The sequence below is a fragment of the Sulfitobacter sp. PR48 genome (assembly GCF_028807335.1).
In the GTDB taxonomy this organism is placed as follows: domain Bacteria; phylum Pseudomonadota; class Alphaproteobacteria; order Rhodobacterales; family Rhodobacteraceae; genus Sulfitobacter.
Map to the genome: position 1 here is coordinate 13,086 of NZ_JARAMM010000020.1, position 12,074 is coordinate 25,159.

Genomic DNA, 12,074 nt, shown 5'->3' on the forward strand with positions numbered 1-12,074 from the left:
CTCATGTGTTTTCATGGATATTCTGGATATGGATGCGCTTGCGCAATCGGCGGCGATTGCAGCGGGCGAGTTGAGTGCAGCAGAGCTGATGCAGGCCACGCTGGCGCGGATCGCGGCGGTGAACGGGACCGTGAATGCGGTGGTGGCCTTGCGCGACGCGGATCTGCTGATGGCGGAGGCGCGGGCGGCGGATGCGGCCCCGCGCAAGGGATGGCTGCACGGCATTCCGATGGCGATCAAGGATCTGGCCAATGTGGCGGGTTTGACCACCTCCAGCGGCTCACCGCTGTTTGCGGATATGGTCGCGCCGGAGGATGACCTGATTGTCAGCCGCCTGCGGGCTGCGGGGGCGCTGATCATCGGCAAGACCAATACGCCGGAATTCGGCCTTGGCAGCCATACCTTCAACCCGGTCTACGGGGCCACCACCAATCCCTATGATGCCACCCGGTCGGCGGGCGGCTCCTCCGGCGGGGCGGCGGCGGCATTGGCGGCGCGGATGCTCAGCGTCGCGGATGGCTCCGACATGATGGGATCCCTGCGCAACCCGGCGGGCTGGAACAATGTCTATGGCATGCGGCCTTCCTGGGGCGATGTGCCGGCGGAACCGGCGCGGGAGATGTTCCTGCATCAACTGGCGACACTTGGCCCGATGGCGCGCAGCCCTGCGGACCTTGCGGCTTTGCTGGACACGATGACCGGTGCCGATCCGCGCGACCCGCATGGACGCAGCCCGGCGGACAGGCTGCCGGGGATTTCAACGCCGCCGGGGCGGTTGCGGATCGGCTGGCTGGGGGATTGGGGCGGTGCCCTGCCATTCGAAGACGGCATCCTGGCCGGGAGCGAGGCGGCGCTGGCGCAATTGACGGGCCTCGGCCATGCGGTCGAAGCGCTGGAGGCGCCCTTCTCTGCCGATGCGATCTGGGACAGCTGGATCACCCTGCGGTCCTTTTCCGTGGCGACCGGGCTGGCAGAGATCTACCTGAACCCCAGGACGCGGGATGCGCTGAAGGAGGCCGCGCAATGGGAGGTGGCGCGCGGGCTGGCGATGGATGCGATGACGGTGCACCGCGCAAGCGAGGTGCGGTCGGATTGGTTCAGATCTGCCGCCAGGCTCTTTGACGGGCTGGATGTGCTGGTGCTGCCCTCGGCGCAGGTCTGGCCCTTTGACGTGACCCTGACCCATCCGGTGCAGATTGCCGGCCAGGGGATGGACACCTATCACCGCTGGATGCAGGTTGTCGTGCCAGCCAGCCTGATCGGTCTGCCCGTGGTGAACATCCCGGCAGGCTTTGGCGACAACGGATTGCCGCTGGGTCTGCAGCTGATCGGGCGGCGCGGCAGCGACGCGCGCCTGTTGCAATTGGCGCAGCAATGGCATGGCGCGACCGGCTGGCCGCAGAAAAGACCCCCCGTTATCTGAACGGCGGGTTTGGCGCGGGCAGGGCGCTTTCGCGGCCCTGCGCCACCAGCTGCGCGCGCAGCGCGGCGGCATCCGGGTGGTTGGTCTCAAGCGCGAAGACATGGGCGTGGGTCAGGTAGAACGCCGCGCGTTCCGGCGCATTGGCCTGGGCCGCGGCCTGTTGGTAGAGGGTTACCAGGGCCCGCAGATCCCTGGCGGCATGGGCCGCCAGCAATTCCCGTTCCAGTGCGATCACTCGGCGGCCTGTGGCAGGCTGCGGTGCCGTTCGATCTGTGCCGCGACCCAATCGTGAAACAGATGTGTCGGGCCGTCCATCGCGGGTGAGAACCTTCCGCCATCGAAGGTCGGCGCGTGCCGCCCCCGCTGCATGCCTTCGACAACAAAGACGTCCTCGTCAAAGACCTCTTTCCATTGTTTGGCGTTGCGTTCGCGCAGGGCCGGGTCGGTGTCGGGTCGGGCGTAGTAGATATGCACATGCTCGACCGTATGCGCCTGGCTTTCAGGGACCAGGATGATGGCAAAGCTGTGGTCGCGGTGCACGCCCATCAGCACATTGGGATAGACGGTGATATATTCCGCGGCCGTGTCCCATTTGTCGCTGATGCCGGTAAAATCGGGAAAGCTCTGGCCCGCCTCGTCCTTGAGCTGCCGGTACACCAGCGTGCCCTGGCCGGAATACCGCCCCGGTTCCTCGATGTGATAATGATCCTCCAGCCGGGAATAGCTGTTCAGGCCGGGATGGACCCAGGGCAGGTGGTAGCTTTCGCAGTAGTTTTCGACCGCCAGCTTCCAGTTGCAGTCGACGGGAATCTGAAACCGGCTTTCCGCGCCGCCATGGTACAGGGGCTGGTCGAATTCGGCCCAGCGGGCCAGCAGGTCGGCATGGGCATCGGCAAAGGCGGGGGCCTGACCGGAGACATTGATAAAGATCACATCCATCCAGATGTGACTGCGGATTTCCACCAGACCCAGCAGCGCACGGTCGATCCCGCTATGGGTGTTCTGACCGGGACCGCCCACATGCGGGGTGCTGACCAGCCGGCCATCGGTGGCATAACACCAGCTGTGATAGGGGCAGCGGATGGCGCCTTCGATGTTGCGCGGTTCCTCGACCAGGATCATGCCCCGGTGGCGGCAGGTGTTCTGGAACACGCGCACCTCGCCCTGGCGGTCGCGGACGATCAGCAGGGGCATGCCCAGAAAGCTGAGCGGCACGGCATCGCCGATGTCGGGCACATCCGCGGTCACGGCCAGCCCCGCCCAATTGTCGAAAAGCACCGCCTGGCGTTCCTCGGCAAAAACCTCCGGATCGATGTAATGGGGATTCGGCAGGCCATTGGCCTGTTCGATCGGGCGTCTGACATTTCTGAGGTCGGTCCGGTGCTGGGCCATGCTGCTCTCCTGCTGCTGGCTTGAGGCTAGCAGATGGCGCGCGCAGCCGTATTTCCGGCAGCGACCCGTTTTTATCACCGGCGACATGCCCCTGCGGCGGCTGTTGGCGGGGGCGGATCAGGAAAACGGGATATGGGGGCGCAGCAGATGTTTGTGGAAGGGCTGCAACTGGTCCAGTTCCTTCAGCCCTGCGCTGCGGGCGGCGGGCAGGGCATCGGATATCTTTTCGCCAAGGTATTCATAGACCAGCCGGGTCACCCGCAACGCACCTGCGGATTCCGGCACCGTCCGGGTGACATAACCCACCCAGAAATTGTTTTCGAAGGATGCGGCGCGGCTGAGATGGTTGAAAGACACCGTCATTGCGTTACTGCGCGCGGCGATGATGGTGATTCCTTCGTCCTGGCGCATGACGGCGCCCCGGAATTCACGCGATCTGGCACCGGTGGGCAGGCCCTGGATGCGCATCGCCTCTCTTGTTTCAAAGCCGCGCAGCAGGGCATTTCCGCCCTCCCGGCCAACCATCACCACAGAGACCACAAACCGGTCCGGATCGACAAAGCTGCGCCGGGAAAACCGGTAGAAGCCACTTGGGAAGTCATCCTGTGACACCTGTCGGTTGCCTGCGCCCACGAAGTTGCGCAGATAGGCGCATGAAAACGGGTCCGGCGGGCAGGTGAGACTTTCGATCGGTTCGAGCATGATGCGCGCATCGACCCCAAAGAAACTGCAGATGCGCGCCAATATGTCCGGCCGGGGAAAACTTTCGCCGGACAGGTATCGGTTGAACTGCGTCCGGTTGATTGAAAGCTGCCGCGACAGGTCGGAAACCGAGGCATAGCTTTCTGCAAGCTTTCGCAAATTCGCGCCAAAAACATTGCGCAATTGCGCAGGAGATTGTTTATTTGGTTCCATATTCTCAGTGAGGTGGAAAAATCCGGCGGGTTTGCGGAGATTTATGTCCCGCGATTAATTGAAGATAGATATTTCGTTCCTGTTCCGCGTCAAGTGTGACGGCAATTTGTGGCAGAACGACGCCAGAGCGGCATTATTTGGAACAAACGTACGGATATTGTTCATATCTACTCTCGATGAGATGTAGTTAGATAACAGCTAGGATGGGTTAAGGTTATTTGATGTTGGGCGTGGTCCTTTGGAGCGATCCTGTTGACCGGAAAGCGGTGTTCTGGTGCGAAGACCAGGGCGATCTGGCCTATTATTGTGCCGGACACGCGACAGACCTCTGCGACGGCTTTCTTGAAGCCGGGGACATGGTGACCTTCACCGCCGATATCGTTGGCAAACTGCGCAAGGCGCGCGATGTCGCGCTGGTGCAAGAGCAGGCCTGTACGGAATTGCCGGAAAAACTGCGCGATACATCCCGGACATCCCAGGCCCCCGCCAGGCGGCAGGAGGGCGACAAGCGGATTCTGTCCTTTGTGTCACCCTCAGCGCCGCAGGTCGTCACGCATCAGTTTCGCAAGCGCAACGTCTGATCATTCAGGTCGCACCCGGGGCCGTGGCGGCGCCGGGTCAGTCGCCCCGGGACAATGCGGCGACCCCGGTGCGGGCCACTTCGGTCAGGCCCAGCGGGCGCATCAGATCGGCAAAGGCGTCGATCTTTTCCGGCGCGCCGGTGATTTCGAAGACAAAGCTTTCCAGGGTGCTGTCCACCACATTCGCGCGAAAGATATCGGCCAGCCGCAGGGCCTCGACCCGGTGTTCGCCCTTGCCGGTGACCTTGAACATCGCCAGCTCGCGTTCCACGCATTTGCCCTCGACCGTGAGGTCATGCACATCATGGACCGGCACGATCCGGCCCAGCTGCGCCTTGATCTGCTCGATCACCTGCGGGGTGCCCGAGGTCACGATGGTGATGCGGCTCAGATGCCCTGTGTGATCCACCTCAGCCACAGTCAGGCTGTCGATGTTATAGCCACGCCCGGAGAACAACCCGATGACCCGCGCCAGCACGCCGGGCTCGTTTTCGACCAGCACGGCGAGTGTATGACGTTCGATCACATCCGAAAAGTTGGGCCGCAGGTTATAGGCGGAATGGCTGGTCGCGCCTTTTTTGATTTTGAGTGCTGACATTGTTCAGGTCCTGAGAATGAGGGGTAGAAGGCCGGAGTTTTCGAAAACTCCGGTCCGATTTTTTCGAAAAAATCGCGTCACACCAAAACACTCCCCTTGGCGTCGATGACGCCCTGGGTATCGGCTTCGCCCAGAAGCATTTCGTTATGCGCCTTGCCGCTCGGGATCATCGGGAAGCAGTTTTCGTGCTTTTCGACCAGGCAGTCAAAGATCACCGGCCCGTCGTGGTTCAGCATCTCCATGATCGCATCGTCCAGATCGGCGGGATCCTTGCACAGGATGCCCTTGGCGCCGAAGGCCTCGGCCAGTTTCACGAAATCGGGCAGGCTTTCCGACCAGGAATGCGAATAACGTTCGCCGTGCAGCAACTCCTGCCACTGGCGCACCATGCCCAGACGTTCGTTGTTCAGGATGAACTGTTTGACCGGCAGGTTGTACTGCATGGCGGTGCCCATTTCCTGCATGTTCATCAGCCAGGACGCTTCGCCCGCCACATTGATCACAAGGGCGTCGGGATGCGCCATCTGCACGCCGATGGAGGCGGGGAAACCATAGCCCATGGTGCCCAGCCCCCCGGAGGTCATCCAGCGGTTCGGGTCCTCAAAGCCAAGGTATTGTGCGGCCCACATCTGGTGCTGGCCGACCTCGGTACAGATATAGCGGTCGTGATCCTTGGTCAGCGCCTCAAGCCGCTGCAGCGCATATTGCGGTTTGATCGTCTTGCCCGTCTGCTTGAACTTGAGGCAATCCACACTGCGCCATTCGTTGATCTGCTGCCACCATTTGGCCAGCGCCTCGCCGTTGGTCTTGCGGCCGCGCGATTTCCAGATCTTCAGCAGGTCCTCCAGCACATGGCCCACATCCCCCATGATCGGGATGTCCACGCGGATGACCTTGTTGATCGAGGACGGGTCGATGTCGATATGCGCTTTCTTCGATTTGGGGCTGAAGGCGTCGATGGTGCCGGTGATCCGGTCGTCAAAGCGCGCACCGATGTTGATCATCAGGTCGCAGCCGTGCATCGCCATATTGGCCTCGTAAAGCCCGTGCATGCCCAGCATGCCCAGCCATTTGTCCCCCGACGCGGGATAGGCGCCAAGGCCCATGAGCGTGGAGGTGATGGGAAAGCCCGTGGCCTCCACCAGTTCGCGCAGCAACTGGCTGGCACCGGGGCCGGAGTTGATCACACCGCCGCCGGTATAGAACACGGGGCGCTTGGCCTTTTCGATGGCGGCGGCCAGTTCGGTGATCGCCTCCAGGTCGCCCTTGACCTGCGGCTGGTAATGCGAGGTCGAGGGTTTGCGGGCCTCATAGGTGCCGGTGGCGAATTGCACGTCCTTGGGGATGTCCACCAGAACCGGGCCGGGGCGGCCGCTGGTCGCAACGTGAAAGGCCTCGTGCAGCACGCCCGACAGCTTGTCGGTCTCTTTCACCAGCCAGTTGTGTTTCGTGCAGGGCCGGGTGATGCCCACGGTATCGGCTTCCTGAAAGGCGTCCGAGCCGATCATGAAGGTCGGCACCTGGCCGGTCAGCACCACGATCGGAATGGAATCGAGCAAGGCATCGGTCAGGCCGGTCACCGCATTGGTGGCACCGGGGCCGGAGGTCACCAGAACAACGCCCGGCTTGCCGGTCGACCGCGCATAGCCTTCGGCGGCATGCACGGCACCCTGTTCGTGGCGCACCAGAACATGTTTGATCGAGTTTTGCTGAAACACCTCATCATAAATGGGTAGGACAGCGCCGCCGGGATACCCAAATACGGTATCGACGCCCTGATCTATCAGGGCTTGAACGATCATCTTCGCTCCGGTCATCTGGCGTGTCATCTGCTTTTCTCCGTTTCAGCAGGTTCAAGGTGCGCATAAAAAAACCCCCGTTTTGGCGGGGGCGCATGGGTCAGATTATGGTCTACCGTTACCGGCCCATGCGCGTGTGTCCTACAATGACGACTAGAGTGGTCATGCCCTGGGGCTCCTTTAAGCGTGCGGCGACATTATGTTCGTCCGCCGGGAGGGTCAACAGGCAAATATCCACTTTCGTGTCGTGCGGTGCTGATTTTGCGACATATTGTTGCGCAATGCCTGTTTCAGGCGAAACTTTCGATTCCTGCTTCAGCAGGGATATGCCACCCGTTCAGGGTTGTTTCCGAGATGGGGCGACCCCGCCCCGCGACCCCGAATCCGCTGTGTAACAATTCGTTAGATTTGGGTTGCAAGCGACTGATTCGGCGCGAAATTGCGGAATTCACCCCCACCGCTCAGTAATTCATCTGCAGCCTTTGTTTTAAGCGGCGAAAACGGCCCGAGGCTACAACTTTTGCGCGAAATCACGCATCTTATGGACGTCAAGTCAGAAGAAGGTGTTCCATATCGCGGGTTGAACGCTAAAGTGCGGTTATTCGAAACGATCCGTGGCCCCAATGGCAACACGGGCATTCTATCCGGGAGGAATCTACCTATGGACCGTCGTTCATTTCTGAAGACGTCTGCACTTGGCGGCACCGCTGCCGCCGCGACCACATTGGCCGCACCTGCCTATGCACAGGGCAAACGCACACTGACAATGGTAACCACTTGGCCCCGCGGCCTTGCCGGTGTCTGGGATTCGGTGGAGCGTGTGGTGCAAAACGTCTCTGACATTACAGACGGTCAGATCACCATCGACCCGAAAGGTGCGGGCGAACTCGTCGGTGCCTTCGAGGTGTTCGATGCCGTGACCTCTGGCCAGGCCGACATGTATCATGGCGCTGACTACTACTTTACCGGTCAGCACCCCGGTTTCGCATATTTCACCGCTGTGCCCTTCGGCATGACCGCACCGGAAATGATGACCTGGTACTACGGTCAGGACGGCAAGGCGCTGCACCACGAGCTGGGCGAAGTCTTTGGCATCAAGTCCTTCATCGCGGGCCAGACCGGCGCGCAGGGTGGCGGCTGGTTCCGCAAGGAAATGAAGTCGGCTGCCGATTTCAACGGTCTCAAGTTCCGCATGCCGGGCCTTGGTGGTCAGGCATTGTCCAAGCTGGGCGCTTCCGTTCAGGTTCTGCCGGGCGGTGAAATCTATCAGGCCCTGTCCACAGGCGCGCTGGATGGCACCGAATGGATCGGCCCCTGGTCCGACGAAAAGCTGGGCCTGCAGGAAGTCTGCGACTACTACTATCCTGCCGGTTTCCACGAGCCGGGCGCGGCCTTGTCGGTTGCAACCAACCTCGATGTGTTCGAAGGCCTGACACCTGCGCAGCAACGCGCGATCGAAGTGTCCTGCGCCGATGCGCACCAGCAGAACTATGCGCTGTTCATCGCCAACAACGGCCCGGCGCTGCAGCGTCTGAAGTCTGGCGGCGCGCAGGTTCTGGAATTCTCCGACGACATCTGGGATGCCTTCGGCAAGGCCTCCGTGGAGGTTCTGAACGAGTTCACCAGCGACGATCTGTTCAAGAAGATCCACGATTCCGCCCAGAAGTCGATGCGTGAATCCGGCGAATGGCTGGCGGTGTCGGACAGCAAATACGCCTCCGAGCGGAACCGCGTGCTGGCGACAATGGAGTAACCTGATGCGGCCCCCATCCGGGGGCCGCGTTTCGGTTAGACTTGGCACGGGCTGCGACACCTTTACAGGGGTGACGCGGCCTGTGTTGGCACAATCAAACAGGGGTCCGTCCAGATGCTTGATGGCATACGGTGGTTCTTTTCCAACATCGCGATGGCTTTCTACAACTTCGGCTATGCCGTGACCCATCCGGGGCTCTGGCTGGACTGGAGCGACAAGACGGCGATCATGCGGTTTGTCTATTACGGTGCGTCGATCGAATTGTTCTTCGTGATCTTCGACGCGCTGCTGATCCTCACGCTTGTCTGCGTGCTGCGGCCAAACTTCATGTGGACCGTGGTCCGCGGTCTGGAAGGGCTTGCAAACGGGCTTGGCCGGTTCTTTGCCTGGGCGGGTCTGCTCATGGTGCTGCAACAGATCATCATCGTCTTCATGCAACGGATTTTTGCCCGGCCCGACATCGTTGTCGGTTTTGGTGTGCCGCTGCAATTCGACATTTCATGGTATGCCGAAGAGCTGAAGCTCTATAACGCGATGATCATCGTCTTCTGCGTGGCCTATACCTTTGTGCAGGGCGGGCATGTGCGGGTGGACCTGATCTATGCCGGCGTGAAATTCCGAACCAAAAAGATCCTCGACATGTTCGGCGCGGTCTTTTTCATGATGCCTTTTGCCGTGCTTACATGGCTTTACGGCTGGTACTTCATGTGGCGTCACCTGATCGTGCCGAATCCCTCGGCCTCTGACTCCCTGGACCGGCTGGTCAACAAGGCCCGCGCCCTGCGCTGGAACGTGGAGACAACCGGCTTCAGCCCCAGTGGGTTCAACGGCTACTTCCTGTTCAAGGTCCTGTTGTGCCTGTTCTGCGCCATGGTCTTCCTGCAAGCGATTGCAGTGGCCTACCGGTCCTGGCGGGAACTCCGTGAAGGCCCGGAAAGCGAAGGCCGCTATCTCGACCGCGACTCGCTCGGCGAGGGCGAAGAAGCCTATGAAGGCACCCATTAATTTCGGCAAGTAATCAGGGGACATCCCATGCTGTTTGGTCTGGACGGGGTCGAGGTTGGCCTGCTTATCGTTTTCATCTGTCTGTTCGGTGGCATCCTTTCGGGGTTCCCGGTGGCCTTTGCCATCGGCGGCGCGGGGATCATCTCTTTCGGGATCATCGCGGCGATGGACAGCGCCGGTCTGCTGATCCACCAGGCCATCGACACCTCGTCGGATGCCTATCGGGCGCTGGTCGGCACCGGCGTCAAACACGACGCGATATCCATTTTCCGATACCCTGACCTGCCACGGGTGGGGCAATCTGTTTTCCCCCAGGGCTGGGAAACCGCGCTGGACCGGAACGTCAGCTTTATCGTGAACCGGATGAACGAACGCGTGCTTGCAGGCCAAAGCATCGAGACGCTGCTCGCGGTTCTGATGTTCGTGCTGATGGGCATTACCCTGGAACGCTCCAAGATCGCCAATGACCTGCTGACCACGATGGCGCGGGTCTTCGGGCCGCTGCCGGGCGGTCTGGCGGTGTCGATCGTGGTTGTGGGCGCCTTCCTTGCGGCCTCCACCGGGATCGTGGGGGCCACCGTTGTCACCATGGGCCTGCTGGCCCTGCCCACGATGCTGCGCAGCGGCTATTCGCCGGAACTGGCGACAGGTGTCATCGCGGCCTCCGGCACGCTGGGGCAGATCATTCCGCCCTCCATCGTGATCGTTCTGCTGGGCACGCTTGCGGGCGATCTTTATTCCGCTGCACAGGAGGCGCGGGCCACCGCTGCGGGGTGCAGCGATGCGCTGACCTTCCTGGGGCAACCGGCGGTGGTCTCCGTCGGCACGCTGTTCCAGGCGGCGCTGCTGCCGGGCATTCTGCTGGCGGTGCTCTATGCGCTTTATGCCTTCTGCTACGCGCTGCTCAACCCCGAGAAGGCCCCGGCGGTCGAACTCGGCACGACCAGCAGCGAAGCGATCACCCGGCGCGAAGCCTTCACCTGGTTTGTCGGCGCACCTGTGCTGCTGATTGTCGGGACCATCCTGCTGGGCAACATCGGTGCCGTTGGCAGCCAGTCGACCGTTGTCTCCAGCTTCTCCGACTCCGGGGATACCGCAATCCTGCGGACCAATGTGGGTGAGGATTGCAAGACCGCGATGATCGAACTGCACGGGCAGGACAAATGGGACCAGGCCGTGGCGCAACAGGCCGAGATCGACGCGGCTGGCGGCGTTCAGACCAGTGAGCGGCTGTCGGTTGAAGCCCTTGCAGAGAAAACTGCGGCCAAGATTGCGGCGGCGGCACCCATCGGAACCGGCGTGGCGATCATCGTCGTGTTGCTGGGCCTGGTGCTGAGCGCCGGTCGGGGCGTGTCGCCCTCTGCCGCCGGCAGGCCGCTGATCCTCGGCGCAATCGGGCTGGTGCTGATGCTGCTGGTGGACATCCTGCTGATCGGGCCGGTCACCTCGCCCGGGGTGATGGTGTTGCTGATGGCACTGCCCTTTGCCCTTGCGATGTACGGGGTGGTCTATGCCACAAGGCTTTGCGCCGGAAACGAGCTGATCCGGGTGGTCTTCCCGCCGCTGATGCTGATCGTCGCGGTGCTGGGTTCGATCCTGGGCGGGATCACCAACCCGACACCGGCCGCGGCGCTGGGGGCGGGCGGTGCGATCATGCTGGCCGCCTATCGCAAGCTCAAGGATCAGGACCGCAGCCCCAAGATCATCATCTGGTCGACACTGGCAATCGTGATCTGCATCCTGGTCGGCGTGAACTTCGACCTGCGGATCAACCAGGCCGGGGTCAGTTTCGAAAGCTGGGTCGCCTTCTTTGTGGCCTATGCCGCCTATATCTATGCCGTCTTCGGGCTGCTCTTTGCCTGCTGGGTGCTTTACACCTCCGGGGTGCTGACACCGGTGGTGCGCGAAACAGCCAAGGTCACCTCGATGGTCTTCACCATCCTGATCGGCTCGCAATTGCTGAACCTCGTGGTGATCAGCTTTGGCGGGGAGCATTACATCCAGCAGTTCCTGCGGTCCTTCGACAACGAGCTGACCGTCTTCCTGCTGGTGATGCTGGTGCTCTTCGTGCTGGGCTTCGTGCTCGACTTCCTTGAGATCATCTACATCGTGGTGCCCATCGTGGGGCCGGTGATCTATGGCGGCACCTTTGACCCGAAATGGGTGACGATCATGATCGCGGTGAACCTGCAGACCTCCTTCCTGACACCGCCCTTCGGCTTTGCGCTGTTCTATCTGCGCGGGGTCGCCCCGGCGAGCGTCACGACGCAGCACATCTACCGCGGCATTGTGCCCTTCGTGCTGATCCAGGTGGCGGGGCTGGCGATCCTGTGGTTCTTCCCGGCGATTGTCACCATCGTGCCGGAGCTGATGCCGAACTGAGGCGTCGCGCCACAGGGCAGGGGTATTATCAAAAGGAGAGGGCGCCCACGGGCGCCCTCAGATTGCTGACAAACCCGGAAACGGCTGCCGCCGGAGGTAAATCGTTCTTCTGCGCTCTGCGTTACGTTTTCGAACGAAGGGCCGCGCCCGAGCCTGGGAGGGCGCATTGAGACGCGCATTCGGAGCGCCTCCCTTACAAATATCAATGTTGTCAGTGTGATACGAG

Annotated in this window: 10 protein-coding genes; 5 read left to right on the forward strand and 5 right to left on the reverse strand. The window is 61.5% G+C overall.

The annotated features are described in order from the left end of the window. Positions 1-13 precede the first annotated feature (13 nt). Entirely contained in the window at positions 14-1,423 is a 1,410-nt protein-coding gene (locus PVW51_RS20685) for an amidase (protein WP_274577200.1), read from the forward strand. Here PVW51_RS20685 and PVW51_RS20690 read toward each other — a convergent pair. The 3 genes from PVW51_RS20690 to PVW51_RS20700 form a co-directional block, all read right to left on the reverse strand. After that, a complete protein-coding gene (locus PVW51_RS20690; RefSeq protein ID WP_331284243.1) occupies positions 1,416-1,658 on the reverse strand; it encodes a hypothetical protein in 243 nt (80 codons plus the stop codon). The two genes, PVW51_RS20685 and PVW51_RS20690, sit on opposite strands and share 8 nt — an antisense overlap. Then, positions 1,655-2,815, reverse strand: coding sequence for an aromatic ring-hydroxylating oxygenase subunit alpha (locus PVW51_RS20695; RefSeq protein WP_274577202.1), 1,161 nt, complete (start codon positions 2,813-2,815; stop codon positions 1,655-1,657). The genes PVW51_RS20690 and PVW51_RS20695 overlap by 4 nt, the downstream gene beginning before the upstream one ends. 117 nt (positions 2,816-2,932) lie before the next feature. Continuing rightward, complete coding sequence (locus PVW51_RS20700) at positions 2,933-3,676, reverse strand: helix-turn-helix domain-containing protein (RefSeq protein ID WP_338019770.1); 744 nt, start codon at positions 3,674-3,676, stop codon at positions 2,933-2,935. Positions 3,677-3,951: 275 nt separating this feature from the next. On the opposite strand from PVW51_RS20700, the gene PVW51_RS20705 reads away from it, so the two are divergent. Beyond that, a complete protein-coding gene (locus tag PVW51_RS20705) occupies positions 3,952-4,311 on the forward strand; it encodes a hypothetical protein (RefSeq protein ID WP_269366332.1) in 360 nt (119 codons plus the stop codon). Positions 4,312-4,348: 37 nt separating this feature from the next. Here the strand turns inward: PVW51_RS20705 and ilvN are convergent, their stop codons facing one another. Continuing rightward, the gene (ilvN, locus tag PVW51_RS20710; protein WP_114276483.1) at positions 4,349-4,909 is read right to left on the reverse strand and encodes an acetolactate synthase small subunit; all 561 of its coding nucleotides are present in this window, start codon (positions 4,907-4,909) and stop codon (positions 4,349-4,351) included. Positions 4,910-4,986: 77 nt separating this feature from the next. Further along, positions 4,987-6,738: an acetolactate synthase 3 large subunit gene (locus tag PVW51_RS20715; protein ID WP_274577205.1), complete on the reverse strand. Its 1,752-nt coding sequence runs from the start codon at positions 6,736-6,738 to the stop codon at positions 4,987-4,989. Between the two features lie 631 nt (positions 6,739-7,369). Here PVW51_RS20715 and PVW51_RS20720 point away from each other — a divergent pair. From PVW51_RS20720 to PVW51_RS20730, 3 genes are all read left to right on the forward strand, one after another. Then, positions 7,370-8,461, forward strand: coding sequence for a TRAP transporter substrate-binding protein (locus PVW51_RS20720; protein ID WP_269366330.1), 1,092 nt, complete (start codon positions 7,370-7,372; stop codon positions 8,459-8,461). Positions 8,462-8,575: 114 nt separating this feature from the next. Beyond that, on the forward strand, positions 8,576-9,466 hold the full coding sequence (locus PVW51_RS20725) for a TRAP transporter small permease subunit (protein WP_269366329.1): 891 nt from the start codon (positions 8,576-8,578) through the stop codon (positions 9,464-9,466). A 27-nt stretch (positions 9,467-9,493) separates the two neighbouring features. Beyond that, positions 9,494-11,848: a TRAP transporter large permease subunit gene (locus PVW51_RS20730; protein ID WP_274577207.1), complete on the forward strand. Its 2,355-nt coding sequence runs from the start codon at positions 9,494-9,496 to the stop codon at positions 11,846-11,848. Positions 11,849-12,074 lie beyond the last annotated feature (226 nt).